The 19907-nt window shown below is 43.6% G+C and carries 13 protein-coding genes; 5 read left to right on the plus strand and 8 right to left on the minus strand.

Annotation, left to right across the window (positions count from 1 at the left end; genetic code table 11):
• Positions 1-166 precede the first annotated feature (166 nt).
• Together AC0J2F_RS06685 and AC0J2F_RS06690 are read left to right on the plus strand one after the other, a co-directional pair.
• On the plus strand, positions 167-3574 hold the full coding sequence (locus AC0J2F_RS06685) for a hypothetical protein (RefSeq protein WP_473006988.1): 3408 nt from the start codon (positions 167-169) through the stop codon (positions 3572-3574).
• Positions 3575-3754: 180 nt separating this feature from the next.
• The gene (locus tag AC0J2F_RS06690; protein ID WP_473006989.1) at positions 3755-4096 is read left to right on the plus strand and encodes a hypothetical protein; all 342 of its coding nucleotides are present in this window, start codon (positions 3755-3757) and stop codon (positions 4094-4096) included.
• Positions 4097-4130: 34 nt separating this feature from the next.
• Here AC0J2F_RS06690 and AC0J2F_RS06695 read toward each other — a convergent pair whose 3' ends face one another.
• From AC0J2F_RS06695 to AC0J2F_RS06705, 3 genes are all read right to left on the minus strand, one after another.
• Positions 4131-7064, minus strand: coding sequence for a GEVED domain-containing protein (locus AC0J2F_RS06695; protein WP_374957199.1), 2934 nt, complete (start codon positions 7062-7064; stop codon positions 4131-4133).
• Between the two features lie 225 nt (positions 7065-7289).
• Positions 7290-8828, minus strand: a complete 1539-nt coding sequence (locus AC0J2F_RS06700) for a glycine--tRNA ligase (protein ID WP_374957198.1) — start codon at positions 8826-8828, stop codon at positions 7290-7292.
• Positions 8829-8894: 66 nt separating this feature from the next.
• On the minus strand, positions 8895-9779 hold the full coding sequence (locus tag AC0J2F_RS06705; RefSeq protein WP_473006990.1) for a hypothetical protein: 885 nt from the start codon (positions 9777-9779) through the stop codon (positions 8895-8897).
• 97 nt (positions 9780-9876) lie between these two features.
• On the opposite strand from AC0J2F_RS06705, the gene AC0J2F_RS06710 reads away from it, so the two are divergent.
• Both AC0J2F_RS06710 and AC0J2F_RS06715 read left to right on the plus strand, forming a co-directional pair.
• Positions 9877-10545: a ComF family protein gene (locus AC0J2F_RS06710; RefSeq protein ID WP_473006991.1), complete on the plus strand. Its 669-nt coding sequence runs from the start codon at positions 9877-9879 to the stop codon at positions 10543-10545.
• Positions 10546-10747: 202 nt separating this feature from the next.
• Positions 10748-12367 (plus strand): Ig-like domain-containing protein, encoded by a 1620-nt coding sequence (locus AC0J2F_RS06715; protein WP_374957195.1) that lies wholly within the window; start codon positions 10748-10750, stop codon positions 12365-12367.
• On the opposite strand, the gene AC0J2F_RS06720 is transcribed toward AC0J2F_RS06715, so the two are convergent.
• The 3 genes from AC0J2F_RS06720 to AC0J2F_RS06730 are packed head-to-tail and all read right to left on the minus strand — an operon-like array spanning position 12351 to position 14783.
• A complete protein-coding gene (locus AC0J2F_RS06720; RefSeq protein ID WP_473006992.1) occupies positions 12351-13139 on the minus strand; it encodes an amidohydrolase in 789 nt (262 codons plus the stop codon). The two genes, AC0J2F_RS06715 and AC0J2F_RS06720, sit on opposite strands and share 17 nt — an antisense overlap.
• The gene (locus tag AC0J2F_RS06725) at positions 13132-13605 is read right to left on the minus strand and encodes an ankyrin repeat domain-containing protein (RefSeq protein ID WP_473006993.1); all 474 of its coding nucleotides are present in this window, start codon (positions 13603-13605) and stop codon (positions 13132-13134) included. The genes AC0J2F_RS06720 and AC0J2F_RS06725 overlap by 8 nt, the downstream gene beginning before the upstream one ends.
• Positions 13606-13631: 26 nt before the next feature.
• A complete protein-coding gene (locus AC0J2F_RS06730) occupies positions 13632-14783 on the minus strand; it encodes a methionine aminotransferase (RefSeq protein WP_473006994.1) in 1152 nt (383 codons plus the stop codon).
• 102 nt (positions 14784-14885) lie between these two features.
• On the opposite strand from AC0J2F_RS06730, the gene AC0J2F_RS06735 reads away from it, so the two are divergent.
• Entirely contained in the window at positions 14886-17141 is a 2256-nt protein-coding gene (locus AC0J2F_RS06735; RefSeq protein ID WP_473006995.1) for a tetratricopeptide repeat-containing hybrid sensor histidine kinase/response regulator, read from the plus strand.
• On the opposite strand, the gene AC0J2F_RS06740 is transcribed toward AC0J2F_RS06735, so the two are convergent.
• Together AC0J2F_RS06740 and AC0J2F_RS06745 are read right to left on the minus strand one after the other, a co-directional pair.
• The gene (locus AC0J2F_RS06740; RefSeq protein ID WP_087524063.1) at positions 17142-17888 is read right to left on the minus strand and encodes a succinate dehydrogenase/fumarate reductase iron-sulfur subunit; all 747 of its coding nucleotides are present in this window, start codon (positions 17886-17888) and stop codon (positions 17142-17144) included. It lies immediately after the preceding gene.
• A gap of 6 nt (positions 17889-17894) precedes the next feature.
• Entirely contained in the window at positions 17895-19898 is a 2004-nt protein-coding gene (locus AC0J2F_RS06745) for a fumarate reductase/succinate dehydrogenase flavoprotein subunit (protein WP_374957190.1), read from the minus strand.
• Between the last annotated feature and the right edge of the window lie 9 nt (positions 19899-19907).

Genomic DNA, 19907 nt, shown 5'->3' on the forward strand with positions numbered 1-19907 from the left:
GCAGAACAGCGACTATCCCTGAAAAATAGTACGGCTAGCGAATATGCTAAGTTAAGACAGTATTGTACATTTACTGAAGTGGTAAGTCATATATTTTCATTAACAAATCAACAAAATAATTCTAGTTCCTTTCAGTTTTATATATAGCTTGATTAAATGCCTTAGGGTGCGCCAAACTTTACTTGTAATCGTATTGCTGATCTGCCAGGGAACCTTTGCCCAGGATAAGCTGCGTCGCAATATTAGATTAGCCGCCCAAGACAGTCTGGTGGTAGATTCGGTGAGTATCAATCCGAATTTCTTTGAGGTTTATACTGCGGATGGACAACTGCTAGATGCCTCTCAATACGAAATAGACTTTACCCGTGCTCGCTTGCGATTTAAAACAGCCAGCCCCGCTGACTCGGTAGAGATCCGTTATTTGCGTTACCCTGAATTTCTCACCCGTCGCTATGCAAATCTAGACCCGAATCTGATTGTGAACAATAGTGGCAACCTAGACAGACTTTACAGCCTACAACAGGCAACTACCCAGCGTAACAGCACACCCTTTCAAGGTCTGAATGCCAACGGGAGTATTACCCGAGGCGTAACCATTGGGAACAATCAGAACGCTGTGGTGAATTCAGAATTAGACCTGCAGATCACTGGCCGACTCAGCGAAAAAGTATCTATAAGAGCTTCCATACAAGACGCTAATATTCCTACTCAAGAAGGCGGTTACTCGCAAAATTTAGATGAGTTCGATCAGATATTCGTAGAGCTTTACGGCGATAATTGGAACATCCGCGCAGGCGATATAAACCTAATTCAAAGCGGGACTTACTTTGGGAATTTCACTAAAAAGATCCAAGGGATATCTATTGGAGGAACCTTAAAACACAAGGACAGTAGTGAATCTCGATTTGGAGTGGCCGGGGCCTTGGTACGCGGGGTTTTTAGTCGCAGCACTTTTACTGGACAAGAGGGAAATCAAGGACCTTATAAACTTGTTGGCCCCAATGGAGAATTGTTCATTCTTATCATTTCTGGTAGTGAACGCGTTTTTGTTAATGGCTTGCTTTTGGAGCGCGGAGAGAACAAGGATTATGTAATAGATTACAACGCCGGTGAGATTCGCTTTAACCCTACTTTTCCTATAAATGCCTCTATGCGTATCGTGGTGGAATATCAGTTCACCGATCGCAATTATACCCGCTTTATCGGTTATGGAGAAGGTGGCTATAAACGTGACAATTTTGAGATAAGTGCTTATGGTTATAGCGAATCCGACGCAAAGAATCAGCCCTTACAGCAAAACTTGACAGAAGATCAAGTGGCCGTGCTTCAGACTGCGGGAGACGACTTGAGCTTAATGAATGCGCCTTCTGCTGTGCCAGACACTTTTTCTGAGAATAAGATCCTCTACCGTCGCGAAACCATAGGAGGAATAGAAGCATTTGTGTTCTCTGACAATCCAGATGATGAACTTTTCAACGTTCGATTCAGCTTTGTAGGACCTAATAACGGGAATTACGTTATCCAATCGGAAAATACCATAAGCAGGATCTTTGAGTTTGTTCCCCCTGTAGGCGGTGTGTCTCAAGGAGATTATGCACCAGTAGTTCCTTTGGTTGCACCGACACTGCTTCAAGTTGGTGGTCTTTACGGGAGCTACAGCCCCTCAGAAAAAACACAAATAGGTTTCGAGCTCAGTGCCAGTCGTAGTGATCGCAATTTGTTTTCTGACATAGACGATGACAACAACAACGGTCTGGCAGCGCGATTGACCCTTGCACAAAGACTTTTGGCAAAAGACAGTCTTGCGACACGATTAGATGCCTTTGCCAATGTCAATTATCTGCAAGAAGAATACCAGTCCATAGAACGTCTTTTTAATGTGGAATTTACCCGTGACTGGAACCTTTTTATGCCCGATGGAGATCAGACCTATGCCATTGGAGGCGTAGAAGGAGCTCTTAAAAAATGGGGGGCGGCTCGCTATGAGTTTCAATACTTGAATTTTGACGGCAGTTTTAATGGGTCAAGACATGTACTGACCAGTAATTTGCAACATAAAAAAACACAAGCCTTGATCTCCGCGAGTATACTCAATAGTAGCGGAGACAGCTTGGATTCGAAATTCGCAAGAGTCTTTGTAAATGCTAGGCAAAATCTGGGCAAGTATTGGGCTGGTAGCAAGTTCAATTTTGAAGATAATCAGCAGCGCGCGGTTGCCAATGATTCGCTCACTCCATTGAGCCAGCGTTTTAGCGAATATCAGGCCTATGCGGGCGTGGGTGATTCCACTAAAGTCTACTTGGAGATAGGTTATATAAATCGCGTCACCGACAGTGTGATGAACAACAGTTTAGAACGGGTAGCGAAGGCGGCTTCTTATTACGCCAAAACCCGAATCTTAAATACCCAAGCTACACAGTTAAGCCTTATTGCCAATTATCGCAGAACGCGTTTTGAACAAACCGAGATGCCAGACGAACAAGTGCTCAATGGCCGTTTGAGTTACAATCAGCGGTTATGGCAAGGTGCCTTGGTAGCCACTACTCTTTTTGAATCTAACAGCGGAGTAGTCCCACAACAAGAATTCACCTATGTTGCTGTAGAACCCGGACAGGGAATTTACACCTGGAACGATTATAACGACAATGGCATACAAGAATTGGACGAATTTGAGATCGCGCAATTTCAAGACGAGGCTGAGTATGTCCGTGTGCTTTTGCCCAACAGAACCTTTGTACCCATAAATCAAAACGCTTTTAGCCAAAGTATCACTTTGCAGCCCAAACAATGGGCCGCCAGCGAGAACAAGTTCAAGAAACTCTTGTCTAAATTTTACAATCAAGCCTCTTATTTGGTAGATCGCAAGGTAAGGCGTAACGACGGACGCTTTAAGATCAATCCCTTTGAGGATGGAGGCGATGACCAATTAGGTTTGCAACTCAATTTTAAGAATGTACTCTTCTTTAATAGGGGAAAACAACGCTATACCACCAGTTACACCTATCTGAATACAGCAAATAACAACTTATTGGCCACGGGCTTACAAGAGAATCGTTTGCGCAGCCATCAGTTAAATTTCAATCATAAAATTGGCACCTTCTTTCTGTTAAATGCTAGAAGTATCTGGTCTGAAAATGAAAGCCTGGCAGAGAACTTCCCAAGTCGCAATTTTAGTATCGAGGTGGAAACCTACAATCCGAAGCTATCTTACCTTTGGAATAAAACCACTCGTTTAGACCTGGGTTATAGCTTTACCGGAAAGGCCAATTCCATAGGAGAAGAAGCCTTGGATCAGCACAGATTTACACTGCTGTTCGCCTACAACAAATCACAGAACGCCTCCATCACTGCAGAATTCAATTATATAGATAACAGCTTTAGCGGCAGCACCTTTTCTCCTGTCGCCTATCAGATCTTAGAAGGCTTACAGCCGGGCAGTAACTTTACTTGGAATCTGCTGTTGCAGCAAAAGATCACCAAATATTTAGATGCTAACCTCTCTTACTTCGGACGCAAAAGTGAACAATCCAAAGCCATACACACGGGTAGCGTACAGCTAAGGGCCTTTTTCTAATTCGGTACGTTCTTTGTACTTTCACGCTTAAATGCGCCGCATATGAAATGAGCACAAACAAATTTAATTATTAGTATACCCGCCGGAATAATTAAATTTTTTGTGCGAAAGCGAAGCGGTTGATCGATGCAGATAATTTTTATTTGCTTGATTATCATAGAAATAAAAATTTTTAAATAGATGAAACCGATTATTACACTATTTGCTTTTGCATTCTGCATTGCAGCCTCTTGCAATTCGGGCCAGCAAGCAAAGGAAGACTCCGCAGCAAAAGCCGCTAAAGAACAAATGATGACAGCAGAAGGATATCAAGCTGCTACTGTAGTGGTTCAGGCAGAAAGCTCTGGCTGTTCAGTAGTGCTTAAACTAGAAAATGAATACGTAGACCCCATAGACCTGAAAGACGAATTCAAAACAGATCAATTGGAGGTTTGGGTTAAGTTCAGTCGTTTAAGACGTATGAACCGCTGCGATATGGCAGGCCCGGTAAGTATCACTGATATACAAAAAAAGGCGGAATAAAAATTCCGCCTTTTAGGATTGGTTGGTTAGTTAATTACTTAACTATGATTCGCTTAACTTTTCCGTAGTTGGCGTTACCAACACGTACAAGATAAACTCCACTAGAAACATAAGACATGTCTAGCGTATAAGTGAAAGTCCCTCCTTGATTCGCGATCATGTTAGAAAGGATCTTTTGTCCCATTACGTTGTGTACCTGAATGTTAAGGTCTGAAGTAATTTGTGGGTTACTCAAAGTAACTTGGAAAACCTTCTGATCTGAGCTACTGATGATCAAGTCAGCATCGGCAATTCCTTGCTCGTCCACACCAAGAACACCGGTAACATTAGCAGTGTAATCGTTGGTACGACCAAATTGCAAGTCATCACAAGGATCTAATACATTACCGTCTCCACTGGTGTCCTCTCCACGAACACGCATAAGGTGCTCTCCGGTAGTTAGACCAGGGAATACAGATAGGTCAATGTTGAAAGGGAAGTCTGTATCGGCTGTAGCAACACTTCCGGACTCTACGATCTCGGTAGGTTCGAAAACAAAGTTGTCGTTCCAGTCGATCCACATCGCATAAGAAGAATCTGGCCATCCCATCTGAAGCACTCCATCGTAGGGATTGTCCTCTAGCATGAAAGTAAATACGATATCCGTATTGTCAGCGTATCCGGTAGAGTTACAATCTACAATGATATCCTGATCTGCAAGCTGTAGCATGGTTACCCCATCGCCAAAGCCTTCGCAGTTACCTTCTGGCTGGCAAACAGTGTTCTCTACCTCAACAGTTATTGCATCGTTAGAAGTGTCAGCATCTCCAGCAAGTGAAGTTCCTACTACAAACTCGTAAGTGGCAAGTGCAGAAAGGTCCGCTGTTGCTGTAAAAGTATAAGTGTCTGATTCACCACTGGCAATAGAACCTGTGTAAGTTTCAGAAACTGGAGTACCTCCATCTATAGCAAAAGAAACTGGAATAGTCGTTTGCGTCTCGCCTCCGAAGTTAGTGATAGTAACTGTTACCGTCTCTGCAGCAGTTAGACCAGATCCAGAAGAAGGACTGTTAAGTGCAGTTACACCTACATCATTAGCCTCTAGGTAGGTCACTTCTTTAGAAATACCGTCGTTTGCAGCAAACTCATCTCCAGCAAGAGCAGTGCTCGCGTTAATTACGTAAGTAGTTCCTATAGTACCAAGGTCTGCAGTAGCAGTAAAGGTATAGGTCACATTACTTGAAGGTGGAATTGGCCCAGCAACGATCTCTGTCACATCGGTTCCTCCGTCCACATTGAAAGAAACAGGTACGTTAGTTTGCTCAACCAATCCGAAGTTACGCACAACTACCTCTACAGTTTCTGTAGAAGAAAGCGTTCCACTGTCTGGTTGTACTATAGCGATCACCCCAGTATCATTGTCTAGGTCTGGCGCTAATTTGAAAACTCCTACCACGTTCGCACGACCTCCAGAGATCACTTGCTCATTCACAAAGTAGAAGGTTTGATCGTCTGCAGGGTCCACATCGATCTTGCTGTAGTCTCCCGCGCGGAAGTTTGGAAGGTTCCCCACTCCAGGCTCGATCAAAGTCTCTGCCACGGTCATTTCACCAGGGGCATCCGTAGAAAAACGTCCGGTATAGTAAGAACTTACACGAACAGTAGTTGGAGTAGTCGGTCCTGACATACCCATATAACCCATACCGATATTACCGGCATTATCCATGATCATAGATCCCATCCAGGCGTGCTTTCCGTCTGGTGCGATATAAGTTCCTTCTTGGAACAAAGACCAAGGTTGTCCGTCGCCATCCTGACGTAATTCTACCCAACGAATAGCAGCGAGCTTTCCGGAAGTTGGGTCAGCATCTTCTACAAAGTTGAATACCGCAGAATTATACGTTGGAAACTTGCGGAACTGTGCCTGATTCATAATAGTTGACTGGATCGCATCGATCACAGCTCCACCACCTGGTTGCGGCAAGTTAGAGAAAGATCCTCCATCAAAAACTGAAGTAAAAGGATCTAGAGGAATCTCTTGTTTCGCAGATACAGTAGAACTACCTGGGCTTGCCCAGTTCACGTCAATTTCCCAAAGTCCGATGTGGTCATTTCCTGTATCAACGCCAGCAAAGGCATCATCCTGTAAGAAAACGATAGGAGCAGATCCTGTAGCAGGAAAGTTGTCGTTTGAAATGTTGAAAGCCTGAGGGCTGTAGAAACCATTGGTAGCAATTCCTGGTAATCCAAATGATAGGATCTGAGCCCCTGGATCTCCTGCAAGCATTGCATCACGCTCGAGAGCAGTTATACGCAAACTTGGTGAAGAAATATTGTCTGTAATATAATAACCATCGCTCCATACAGAAAGTTTCTGATAATCATTAATGGTAGAAACCTCGTAAACAAACCAACCGGCGGTTAATGGGTCTGGCCCATCCGAAACGGCGATCTGAGCTCCCGAACCTAAGAATGTTACTACCCAACGATCTGCATCGTTGTCATAAGAAACAGTAAGATCACAACATCCTGGATCTGGAAAAATATTTAGCGGCGAAAGTTGTCCTGTAAGGGGTGTTCCGTCCTTCTCGAAAATTCTAAATCCAGTATTGAATACTGCGAAATAGTGATTAGGCCCAATAGCTCCGGCAGGATCAGTTGGCGAAGAAGAAGTAAAAGCAGAAGTAAAAGAAAAACCAGTTCCGCGAGTTGGGATCATCCCTGCTACAGAATAAGGGTCTCTTGTTTGTGCATTCGGGTCATACCCAAAGCCTTTTCCCGGTACAGATTTGATCCAGCTGGAACGAATACGCCCGTCTTGAGCTTCTTTAGCAACATTAGTCGCCGGAATTAGAGAGGAGCGAGAAGCAAGTGGCTCTACATAGGTCATCTTGTCAACTGTCCCAATTGATATCGGGCCTTGTTGCGCTTGAAGTGTTAGCACACCGAGCAACAACATTAGCACCGAAAGATAATTTTTCAGTCTCATGTTAAAGTTTAATTTTTAGTCAGCACATTAGTTAAAAAGTCATCTAATGTACGTGCTTTCAACCAAAACAACAACGAATTACGGTAATAATTTTGGCATAAAATGGTAAATATCGCATTGATTATCAGCACAATAATGCGAATGCCTACATCATGCTTCTCAAGGAATACCCGCTAAGGCATTGAAAGTAAACTTGTTAAAATTACCCTACTAAATCACTAGGGATTACTTGTTTAACCAAGTTTTGATCGCTACAGCTTCTGAGATGATAGTACCCAGGTCGGCAATGGCAACACGCTCCTGCTCCATGGAATCACGATGTCTGATAGTCACCGTTTTGTCTTCTAGCGTTTGATGATCTACGGTAATACAGAAAGGAGTACCCAGGGCATCTTGTCTGCGGTATCTTCTACCTACTGCATCCTTTTCGTCATAAAGTACATTGAACTCCCACTGCAAGTCATCTATTATGGATTGCGCCAATTCTGGCAAACCATCTTTCTTCACTAATGGAAGTACTGCTGCTTTAACCGGAGCCAAGACAGCGGGTAACTTCAGAACAGTACGCGAATTTCCGTCTTCCAGCTGCTCTTCTTCCAAACTGTGAGAGAGTACAGCCAAGAACATACGATCCAGACCAATGGAAGTCTCCACCACATAGGGCACATAGCTTTCACCCAGCTCAGGGTCAAAAAACTGTAGTTTTTTTCCGGAGTGTTCTTCGTGCGCTTTAAGGTCAAAGTCTGTTCTGGAGTGTATTCCTTCTAATTCTTTGAATCCGAAGGGGAAATTGAACTCTATATCAGCAGCTGCGTTAGCGTAATGCGCCAACTTCTCATGGTCGTGGAAACGGTAATTATGGGCACCCATTCCTAAAGACAAATGCCATTTAAGTCGGGTCTCTTTCCAGTATTCGTACCACTTGAGTTCTTCTCCAGGACGCACAAAGAATTGCATTTCCATCTGCTCGAATTCTCGCATTCTAAAGATGAACTGTCGCGCCACGATCTCATTTCTAAAAGCCTTTCCGGTTTGGGCAATCCCAAAGGGGATCTTCATGCGACCAGTCTTCTGAACGTTCAAGAAATTCACAAAGATTCCCTGCGCGGTTTCTGGGCGCAGATAAAGATCGGTTGCAGATTCGGCAGAGGCCCCGAGTTTGGTCCCAAACATAAGGTTGAACTGCTTCACATCGGTCCAATTCTTGGATCCAGAAACAGGATCTGCGATCTCTAACTCCTCGATCAAAGCTTTGACATCTGCCAGATCTTCTTTGTCTAATGACCGCGCCATGCGTTCCAAGATCTCCTTTTGCTGGGTTTGGTATTTAATGACGCGTGGATTGGTTTGCACAAATTGCTGTTCGTCAAAACTTTCTCCAAAACGCTTGCTCGCCTTAGCAATTTCTTTTTGCGCTTTCTGATTGAGTTTCTCGCAATAATCCTCAATTAGCACATCGGCACGATAACGCTTTTTGGAATCCTTGTTGTCTATCAATGGGTCATTAAAGGCATCCACGTGCCCAGAAGCTTTCCAAGTGGTTGGATGCATAAGGATAGCAGCGTCTATCCCTACGATATTCTGGTGCATATACACCATAGATTTCCACCAGTAGTCGCGGATGTTCTTTTTTAGTTCTACCCCGTTCTGAGCGTAGTCGTAAACAGCGCTAAGGCCGTCATAGATCTCACTGGATCCAAAGATATATCCGTATTCTTTTGCGTGCGATATAACGCGCTTGAATTGATCGTCGTTTTGTGCCATGGCGCAAAAATAAAAAAAGCCACCACGATAGCATCGCAGTGGCTCTGTTTTTTTAAAGGCTACTAGTTACTTGAGCGTAAGGGTGGTCGAGGCCACTTGTTTTGCTCCGTCAAACACATTGATCGTGTAAAGACCATCTACTAGATCTTCTTCTGCCGCCTTGACCATAACGCAAACGTCTAGTTCTTCGTTCTCATAGAACACTTTGGTCGTTGCACTGTAGGTCAACGAGGTCTCATCCTCAAAATTCATAACCGCTTTGTCTCCCAAAACGTTGTTCTTCGGATTGATCACTTGCACCAATAGCAAACGATCTCCAGGCTTGGCAATAGCGTTCTCCGTTAGTGTAAAACAAGAACGGATCTGATCTGCACGGCTCGCACGACGTGTATCTACGATTCGACCACTGTTGCGCACTATAACGGCTCCTGCAGCTAGGTCTGCTACTTTCACTTCCGCTCCTTTAGCAACGGTCTCTGCCAGGGTCTGGTTCTCAATTGCTACAGAATCAACTGTTCTTAATGTCTGAGACAAGATGGTCGCTGTACTATCTCTTTCTGTAAGCAGTACTTGGTTTAGCGCGATCAAACTATCAGCACGCTTAAAGAGTTCCAGACGCTCATTTTTAAGACGCCCGATCTCAGAGCGATAACGACGGATCAAAGCCATATTAGCTTCCGAATCCTTAACCGAATCCAATAGCACCTGAATGCGTTCTTTGGCAGCCAATAGATCTTTGTCTTTAATATCGTTCTCCTGGATCACCACATCGTATTCCTTGATCAGCGATTCTAATTCAGCCTCGATCTTTACTTTATCTTCGGTAAGGCTGTTGGTGGTTTCACGGCTGCTGTTGTATAAACTTACCGTGTAAATGCCTAAAGCGATTAGTAAAAAGGCCAATACGCCTAAAAGCACTTTAAATTTGGTTGTGCTGTTTTCTGTACTCATAATATAAATATTTGTTATATTTCATTGATTGTGAGAATGCAAAGGTAGCAGTCACTTCCCATATAACGCCTCTTTTTGGCGAATAATCCTTTCTAAAATGTTAAAGCTGTTTTTTCCGCACCTATGTTGCGGTTGTGACCGTAGACTTGCTAATGGTTTGCAGGTCTTATGCGTTAATTGTCAGAATGAACTGGCTATTTGCTTCCCAAAGAATATCAAAAACAATCCGTTAACCCAAAGATTCTATGGCCTATTGGATCTAGAGAGCGGTTTTTCGCTCTTGCGGTTTGAACAAACTAATCTTACACAACGATTATTGCACCAACTCAAATACAAAGGGCAGCAACAATTAGGGTCCTACTTTGCGCTTCGGATGGGAACCATGCTGAATCAACTGGAGGTTAAGTCCGAGTTTGATTTAATTGTACCAGTCCCACTCAGCAAAAAAAGATTGCGAAAACGCGGCTATAATCAAGTAGATAAGTTTGCTGCGGATTTGGCCGAGACTCTCCAAACCCAAGTAGCTCTCAAGGCTTTAGAGCGTATCGACAGTGCGAAATCTAGTGTAAAACTGAATCGCAAGCATCGTTTTGAATGTGAACATCGGTTTAAATGTGGCAAATCCTTTGAACCTAAAGCAGGCATGCACATATTATTGGTCGACGATGTGATAACCACCGGAGCTACCTTAGAAGCCTGTGCAAAAGTGCTGTTAAACGCTGCGGATGTACGCCTTAGTTTTGCTACTATTGCGATGACCGAATAAGCTGAACCAAAAAAGTAGCGGTATAGTCCGTAAAAAAACAGAGATAGTTGTTACTTTGCCCACTATAAAATGAGCACAAACAAATTTAGTTATTAGTATACCCGTTGCTATAATTAAAATTTTTGTGCGAAAGCGAAACGGTTGATCTATGCAAATAATTTTTATTTGCTTGACAACCAAGGGAATAAAAATTTTTAAATAGATGAAATTGCCCGCCTTTTGTAAAGCACTTTTAGCGATCGCAGTGACCGCCCTTTTAGCCTTGAGCCCTATTTCTTGCGCAAAAAAAGGCAGCCCAGAAGGTGGCCCTAGAGATACCATTGCTCCGGTTGTTATTCGCACTGTTCCAGAGAACTACAGCGTGAATTTTGACGCTAAGGAAATCCGGATCTATTTTGATGAGTATATCAGGCTCAACAACGCCTCGCGGCAAATGATCGTTTCGCCTCCTTTTGATAATCCACCAGATATTTCACCCTTGGGTGCTGCCAAGTTCATTAAGATCAAGATCAACGATACCTTAAAGCCCAATACTACTTACGCCATAAACTTTGGAAAGAGTATTGCAGACAATAACGAGAACAACGAATATCCCTATTATCGTTATGTTTTCTCAACTGGCAGTTACATAGACAGCCTATCGGTAAGTGGTCGCGTTAAAGATGCCTTTTTGCGCGAGCCAGAAAAAGACCTTACGGTCATGTTGTATCAAGTAGATTCTACCTATACCGACTCTGTGGTCTTTTTAGAAAAACCTTACTATATCACCAATGTGACCGATAGTACCTCGAGCTTTGCACTAGAAAACCTAAAGGCCGGAAAGTACCTGCTCACGGCCATGAAGGATTCTAACTTCAATTACACCTTTGAACCTGGGCAAGACAAGATCGGCTATTTGAACCAATATATAGAAGTTCCTACGGATACAACTTATGAGCTGTCTTTGTTTAAGGAAGTCCTGGATTACAATTTGGAGCGTCCGGTTCAGGTATCGGGCGGCCAAGTATTGTTTGGTTATCGCGGTGCTGCGGATAGCTTAAAGGTAGCGTTAGCAGCTCCAGCCAATGGTTTTGAGACCAGACAGACCAAAGACCAAGAAAGAGACAGTATTCGGTTGTGGATCCGCCCAAAAATTAAAGCAGACAGTCTGATATTCCACGCTAAGAACCAAGACCTTTTAGACACCTTGGTACTGCGTTGGAGAGACTTTAATCTGGACACACTGAATGTTCGTGCAGAGAAATCCGGACGGATCGATTTTGACCAGGTATTCGCTTTAAAAAGTGACACGCCAATTGATAGTGTGTTACCGGAGCTAATCAAGATCACCAATAAGGATTCCATGCAGATCGGCTTTGAGTACAAGATAGACAGTCTTTACAATCGCGTAGAGTTCCCTTTTGAATACAAGGAATCTCAAACTTATAACATAGAGGTCCTACCAGGTGCTATAACTGATTACTTTGGCAACAAGAACGACACCTTAAACTATCGTGTAGCGACACAGAATTACAGCGATTTCGGTACGCTAACGGTAAACCTTGCCAATGTAAAGTCCTATCCCGTGATCGTGGAGCTGGTCAAATCCAATGACGACCTAGACGACTCCTATTATATCACAACAGCCAAGCCTGTCAAGTTTCAATACATCGCTCCAGGGGAATATTATATACGCGTTATTTACGATCTAAATGGCAACGGCCGCTGGGATCCTGGAAATTTTTTAAATAAGACGCAGGCAGAGCCTGTGTTCTACACCCAAGGCGCAGAAGAAATGAATTCCAACTGGATTCGAGAAGTGACCTTTAGACTTCCAGATTAAAAGAATCTCTATCGTCTAAAAAGCGGAGCTTGTCGCGTACTTTTTGCTGATACGTAGCATCTAGTTCAACAATTTGAGCAATGGGCGATTCAAAATCCGCAGTAGAAATCAGCTCCCCAAGGGAATCATAAACTGCAGAATGTCCAACATATGGATAGCCGTTACCGTCTTCTCCAATTCGGTTTACACCAACACAATAACTCATGTTCTCAATGGCCCGAGCCTGCAAGAGTGTATCCCAAGCCTTTATCCTAGTTTTTGGCCAATTAGCAACATAAAGCAATAGATCGTAATCCGAAGTGTTCCGCGCCCATACCGGAAAACGCAGATCGTAACAGATAAACGGACAGATCTGCCAACCGTTTAATTCCACTTGTAATCGTTCGGTTCCTGGCGTATAGACCTCATGTTCTCCCGCCAAAGTAAAACAGTGACGTTTATCGTAGGTGCGAACTTCTCCGTCGGCATACACAAAAAGTAATCTGTTATAGAATTTGTTGTTCTCTTTGATGATGATACTTCCGGTAATGGCTGAGTTATGAGAAGCCGCCATTTGCTTCATCCACAGCGTAGTTGGGCCGTCCGGTTCCTCCCATAAGTCCGCAGCATTCATACTAAAACCCGTAGTGAACATCTCGGGCAAAACCACCAGATCGCATGGCTTTGTCAGTTCTGACAGTTTGTTTTCAAAAAGCATTCGATTGGCCTGCGGATTCTCCCAAACCAAATCCTGCTGTAAAATTGCAAGGGTTAAATTGGACTTCTTATTCATAAGTTGCAATTAAAGCTGCCAAGTTTGAAAATCCCTGCATTTGAGCATGGTCCTTTGCACTTAGACCTCTTTCGTCTTTTTGCCCAGTATCGGCGCCATTTTCTAACAATAAAGCGACTAGTTCATCTTTATTGAACATGGCCGCATAGATAAGCGCTGATGCTCCATTGAAATTCGTCTTGTTGACATCGGCCCCTGCTTGAATAAGCATTTTAGCTACATTCAAATAGCCTTTAAAACAAACCCCCATCAAAGCCGTATTCCCGGCTTGATCTTGGGCATTGATCTCTGGGTTGCGCTTTAAAAGATACTCCACTACAGCTTCGTGACCGTAATATGTTGCAAGCAACAAAGCCGTAGATCCGCGTTGATCTTTCCAGTTCAACAAGTTCGGTTGGGTGTTCAAATAGGCCTCAATATCCTTTAAACGGGCCTCGCGTACAGCATTGATAAATTCAGCCTCCATAGTATTACTGTTTTATTATGACCTATTTAGGCCAATTGCGGTTGTATTTGTTTGAGAATTGAAGCGGCCTCTGCTAAGGTTTGGTCTGTTTTGGCAAAACAAAATCGCAGCATATGATCATTGCGCTCCTCTTTATTAAAGACGGAGGTCGGTATGGCAGCCAAGCCGTATTCCTGTGTAAGACGGGCCGCAAAATCAACGTCCCTTTCTCTTGAAATGGCACTGTAATCGACCATTTGAAAATAGGTTCCCCCGCTGGGAATTGCTTTAAAAGCCGTGCCTTCTAATCCTCTTAGAAAGGTATCTCTTTTTTGCTGATAAAACCCTCCCAAATTGGAATAGTTCGACGGATCTTCCAAATAGGTTGCTAAGGCTCTTTGAACCGGATGATTCACACTAAAGACCAAATATTGATGCACCTTACGGATCTCTTCCATTAAGGACTTTGGAGCAAGACAATAGCCGAGCTTCCAACCAGTGGCATGAAAGGTCTTCCCAAAGGAAGCACTAATCAAAGTACGTGCTGCAAGAGCTTCGAATCGAGCTGCACTATAGTGTGTCTGACCATCAAATACAATATGCTGGTATACCTCGTCAGAGAGTACCAAAAGTTTGTGATCTATTACCAATTGCTCTAAGGCCAGCATGTCATTTTGAGACAGCAAGGTTCCACTTGGATTGTGGGGAGAATTGATAATAAGCATTCGTGTTTTGCTAGTGATGTGCTGTTTGACCAATTCCCAATCGATGCGGTAATTTGGCGCTTCTAATTGCAGCGCTACTGCTTTGGCTCCTTGCAACTCGACTGCAGGGGCATAACAGTCGTAGGCAGGTGCAAATAAGATCACCTCATCTCCAGAATGGACCAGAGCAGTAATAGCCGTATAAATTGCTTGGGTAGCACCGGCGGTTATGGTTATTTCTGAATCAGGATCGTAGTATTTGTTATGTGCTGCCTGGGTTTGCGCCGATATTTGCTCTCTTAGCGGCAAAAGTCCAGGCATGGGGGCATATTGGTTGTGACCCTCGCGCATGGCCTTTGCCACCAAATCGCTCAAAAGCGGATCGATCTTAAAGTTGGGAAAGCCTTGAGACAAATTCAAAGCTCCATATTTGGCTGCCATAGCAGACATTACACTAAAGATACTGGTTGTTGTGTGTGGTAGTTTGGATTTCATCAGTCTAAAGATAAAACAATAAAATACACTCAAAATACACTGTAAACTAGGTTTTTACATTCTTTTTCATATCTTTGAAATACCCAAATTTATCGATGAATTATGCATAAGTGCTACCCCGTATTGCGCTTTTGTGCTCTAGGCCTATTGCTATTTTGCCTTTCTCAGGCTACGGCACAAAACCTGACAGATGGAAAAAAACCCCTTACAGAAAGGGAGTTTCGTGCGTTGATTGACTCCTCGGATTCCTATTACTTTAATGGAAAATACAAAGAATCACTAAAGCTTAATATTACGCTTTTGGATGCTGCCGATGTATTGAAGAAACCAGAGCTTTTGCATCTGGCCTATCGCAATTTGGCCTATGATTATCTAGTAATTACCGACACCGTTAATGCCAAAGAGAGTTTTTTAAAGTCTCAGAAATTCGCCATGGAAGCCAAAAATGACACTGCTGTAGCATTGTCTTATATGGATCTGGGCAATATGTATTCTACCGTAAATGTCAATTATCAACTCGCCAAAAAATACCACAACCAGGCTATAGAAGGCTTCACTAAAATCAAAGATTCTTTAAGACTTGCCAAAGCGCATTACAATGCAGCGTTGACGGCAATGGACCTGGAAGATTATGAAGCGGCTTACATTCACATTGTCAAATCTAAAGCCTTGAGAAGACACCATGACTTTGAATCTTTTGGTATTGGTTTAGATCGACTTTCTGCGGAGTACTACTTGGTCAAAGAAGACTATGAAACTGCAGATCTGTATTACAAAAAGGTAATTGAAGAAGCCACAGCCGCCGATCTCCCCGTGGAGTTAGAATCTGCTTATTACGGTTACAGTCAGAGTCTCTTTGAGCAGCAAAGGTACAAGGAAGCCTTTGAAATGCAGGAAAAGTACAACGAATACCTCAGCCAAAATCTAAGCGATATTGCCTCTACCGAAACAGAGATGATGGTTGCTAAATTTCAGGTAGATGAATTCAAACGAGATATGAAGGCGGCTCAGTTGGAACAGCAAATGCAAGAAGAAATGCTTGCAAATAAGAACAAGCTTAATAACTACCTGATCACGCTTTCGGCCTTTTGCTTGTTATCTATGATCTTGTTATTTCTAGTTTCTCGAAACAGGAAGAAACTAGTTCAGAAGCTCAAGATAAAGAACCGCGAATTCAAAAAGGCCAAGGAAGAATCTGAACGCATGAGCAAGGCCAAGACAAAGTTCTTTTCTACGGTAAGCCACGAATTGCGCACACCACTGTATGGGGTGATCGGTTTGAGCACGCTATTAATGGAAGACAAGTCGCTAAGCAAACACAAAAAAGACCTGAGTTTACTAAAGTTCTCTGCAGATTATCTTTTGGCCCTTATTAACGATGTGCTGCAGATCAATAAACTCGACTCCAACAGCCAACAGGACGAACATACAGTGTTTAATTTGCGAGACCTGATAGGCACTCTTTCAGGCTCATTCGAATATCTATTGATTCAGAACAAAAACAAGTTTCAACTAGAAATAGACCACGAACTACCAACAACCGTTAGAGGAAACGCTATGCAATTGGCGCAGATCCTGATGAATCTTATTAGCAATGCCTGTAAGTTCACGGAGAATGGTACTATAACCGTAAAGGTAGTTAAAGAGTCTCTAGCTGGTGAAGCCGTAAAAGCCAGTTTTAGTGTGATAGACACCGGAATTGGAATTCTGTCAGAAAAACAAAACGATATCTTCGATGAATTCTCACAGATAGGACAAGAAGAGAATTACAACTACCAAGGCACTGGTCTGGGTTTACCAATTGTGAAGAAATTGCTGAACAAATCTGGGTCTAACATCCACCTGAAAAGTGAACTGGGCCAAGGCTCGGAATTCAGTTTTTCGCTGAGCTTTGAGGTGGTTGAAGAAACTCCAGAAAAGGACTCTACTTCTATGATCGATCCTAAAAATCTAGAGGGTAAGAGCATTTTAGTGGTAGAGGACAATCGAATCAATCAGAAGGTAACTCAGAAGATCTTAAAGAAACACAAGGTGAACTGTTTTATCGCAGAAAACGGACAACAAGCTATAGACATGACCAAGGTACAAGACTTTGACCTTATACTCATGGATATCAATATGCCGATTAAAGACGGTATTGAGGCTACTAAAGAGATACGTATGTTCAACAAGCGTATTCCGATCTTGGCCCTAACAGCTGTAGAAATAGAAGAAGTTCGATTCAGTATCTTCAAAGCAGGTATGAATGATATCATTGTGAAGCCTTACGAAATCACAAAATTCAAGCAGACCATTCTAAATAATATCTTCTTACAGCGAATTCAGAATGTTTCCAATCAGCACTTGCGTGCAATGTAATTAGCCTTTAACGCTAGCAGATAAGTACTCACGGTTCATTCGAGCGATGTTCTCTAAAGATATCCCTTTAGGGCATTCTACCTCGCAAGCTCCGGTATTGGTACAGTTTCCGAAACCTTCTTTATCCATTTGCTCCACCATGTTCAATACGCGGCGGGTTGCCTCCACTTTTCCTTGAGGCAATAAAGCATATTGGCTCACTTTAGCTGAGGTGAATAGCATCGCGCTGGCGTTCTTACAAGCCGCCACACAGGCTCCACAACCAATACAAGCCGCTGCCATAAAGGAAGCGTCTGCGTCTGCCTTTTCTACTGGAATAGCGTTAGCGTCTATGGTGTTACCTGAAGTATTTACAGAAATGTATCCTCCAGCGTGTTGAATGCGGTCAAAAGCAGAACGGTCTACCATTAGGTCTTTGATAACCGGGAATGCTTTAGCGCGGAACGGCTCGATCACAATAGTGTCACCGTCGTTGAATTTACGCATGTGCAGCTGGCAAGTAGTGATCAAACGGTCTGGTCCGTGAGGCTCTCCGTTGATCATAAGCGAACAAGATCCGCAGATCCCCTCACGACAGTCGTGATCGAATACTACAGGCTCCTCGCCTTTTTCAATAAGTTCAGTATTGAGTACGTCCAGCATTTCCAAGAAAGACATATCGCCTTCAATTCCAGAAATGGAATAGGTTTGCATGCTACCCTTGGACTGGGCATCTTTTTGTCTCCAGATCTTAAGTGTTAAGTTCATAACGGTTTATTTATAACTTCTGGTTTTAACTTCTATGTTTTCGTAGTCTAGCGATTCCTTGTGCAGCACTGCGTCTGCAGGCTCGCCTTTATACTCCCAAGCTGCTACGTACATATAATTTTCGTCGTCTCTAAGGGCTTCTCCCTCTTCGGTCTGATATTCTTCTCTAAAGTGACCTCCACAAGATTCATTGCGCTCTAATGCATCCTTGGCAAATAGTTCTCCAAGCTCTAAAAAGTCCGCTACTCGCATAGCTTTTTCTAACTCTGGATTCATGCTGTTCATCTCGCCTGGCACACGAACTTCTTTCCAGAATTCTTCGCGTAGGGCTTTGATCTCTTTCATGGCCTTTTTAAGACCTTCTGCGTTACGAGACATTCCTACCTCGTTCCACATGATCTTACCTAAGCGTTTGTGGAAGTGATCTACGGATTTGGTTCCGTTGTTGTTAACCAACTTCTCCAGTGTAGTTCTAACGTTGTTCTCGGCTTCCTCAAACTCTGGGGTCTCTGTGCTAATTGGTCCGGTACGGATATCATCAGACAAATAATCTCCAATGGTATATGGCAATACAAAATAACCGTCTGCCAAACCTTGCATCAACGCAGAAGCTCCTAAACGGTTGGCTCCGTGGTCTGAGAAGTTAGCCTCTCCTGCTGCATAACAACCAGGAATGGTAGTTTGCAGGTTGTAGTCCACCCAAATTCCACCCATGGTATAGTGTACCGCAGGGTAGATCATCATTGGGGTTTTATACGGATTCTCATCTACGATCTTCTCATACATCTGGAAGAGGTTTCCGTATTTGGTTTCAATGACCTTTTCTCCTAGAGCGAGCCATTCTTCTTTAGTCGGATTGTGATTTCCTTGAATAGCGGCTTGTTCTTTTCCGTAGCGCTCAATGGCCGCGGCAAAGTCCAAGTATACAGCTTCTCCAGTCTTGTTCACACCGAATCCGGCATCACAACGCTCCTTGGCTGCACGCGAAGCAACGTCACGAGGTACCAGGTTACCAAATGATGGATATCTGCGCTCCAGATAGTAGTCGCGATCTTCTTCTTTAAGTTCTGTTGGCTTAAGCTTACCTGCGCGGATGGCTTCGGCATCTTCTTTTTTGGCAGGGACCCAAATACGTCCGTCGTTTCTCAATGATTCGGACATCAAGGTCAATTTAGACTGATGGTCACCCGATACTGGAATACACGTAGGGTGAATCTGCGTAAAACACGGGTTGGCAAAGTAAGCTCCGCGTCTGTGGATCTTCCAAGAAGCAGTTACGTTACTTCCCATGGCATTGGTTGAAAGGTAGAATACGTTTCCGTAACCACCTGTAGCAATGACTACAGCGTGTGCTGAGTGGCGTTCTAATTCTCCAGTAACCAGATCACGCGCTATGATTCCGCGTGCCTTTCCGTCTACAATCACCAAGTCGAGCATTTCATGACGGTTAAACGCTTTAATCTTCCCACGGTTGATCTGACGGTTCATGGCGGAGTAAGCTCCGAGCAGCAATTGCTGTCCTGTCTGGCCTTTGGCATAAAAGGTACGAGATACCAAAACCCCTCCGAAGGAACGGTTATCTAGCAGACCTCCGTATTCACGAGCAAAAGGAACTCCTTGAGCCACACATTGGTCAATGATATTTCCAGACACCTCAGCCAAACGGTAAACGTTGGCTTCGCGAGAGCGGTAATCCCCTCCCTTGATGGTATCGTAGAAGAGACGGTAAGTAGAGTCACCATCTCCTTGATAATTCTTAGCAGCGTTGATTCCCCCTTGGGCTGCAATTGAGTGCGCGCGTCTTGGAGAATCTTGATAGCAGAAGGTCTTTACGTTGTACCCAAGCTCTGCTAGGGTAGCAGCAGCAGATCCACCTGCCAAACCTGTTCCCACCACGATCACGTCTATATTACGCTTGTTGGCTGGGTTAACCAGGTCAATTTCATTTTTATGTTTTGTCCACTTATCGGCTAGTGGTCCTGCAGGTATATTTGAATTTAGAACTGACATATGCGATAG

It is taken from the genome of Gilvibacter sp. CC01, from assembly GCF_055755295.1.

Bases quoted from the DNA above. Each gene is read 5' to 3' on its own strand.
- AC0J2F_RS06690 (WP_473006989.1), top strand. From the start codon at position 3,755: ATGAAACCGATTATTACACTATTTGCTTTTGCATTCTGCATTGCAGCC.
- AC0J2F_RS06695 (WP_374957199.1), bottom strand. From the start codon at position 7,064: ATGAGACTGAAAAATTATCTTTCGGTGCTAATGTTGTTGCTCGGTGTG.
- AC0J2F_RS06700 (WP_374957198.1), bottom strand. From the start codon at position 8,828: ATGGCACAAAACGACGATCAATTCAAGCGCGTTATATCGCACGCAAAA.
- AC0J2F_RS06705 (WP_473006990.1), bottom strand. From the start codon at position 9,779: ATGAGTACAGAAAACAGCACAACCAAATTTAAAGTGCTTTTAGGCGTA.
- AC0J2F_RS06710 (WP_473006991.1), top strand. From the start codon at position 9,877: ATGTTAAAGCTGTTTTTTCCGCACCTATGTTGCGGTTGTGACCGTAGA.
- AC0J2F_RS06715 (WP_374957195.1), top strand. From the start codon at position 10,748: ATGAAATTGCCCGCCTTTTGTAAAGCACTTTTAGCGATCGCAGTGACC.
- AC0J2F_RS06720 (WP_473006992.1), bottom strand. From the start codon at position 13,139: ATGAATAAGAAGTCCAATTTAACCCTTGCAATTTTACAGCAGGATTTG.
- AC0J2F_RS06725 (WP_473006993.1), bottom strand. From the start codon at position 13,605: ATGGAGGCTGAATTTATCAATGCTGTACGCGAGGCCCGTTTAAAGGAT.
- AC0J2F_RS06730 (WP_473006994.1), bottom strand. From the start codon at position 14,783: ATGAAATCCAAACTACCACACACAACAACCAGTATCTTTAGTGTAATG.
- AC0J2F_RS06735 (WP_473006995.1), top strand. From the start codon at position 14,886: ATGCATAAGTGCTACCCCGTATTGCGCTTTTGTGCTCTAGGCCTATTG.
- AC0J2F_RS06740 (WP_087524063.1), bottom strand. From the start codon at position 17,888: ATGAACTTAACACTTAAGATCTGGAGACAAAAAGATGCCCAGTCCAAG.
- AC0J2F_RS06745 (WP_374957190.1), bottom strand. From the start codon at position 19,898: ATGTCAGTTCTAAATTCAAATATACCTGCAGGACCACTAGCCGATAAG.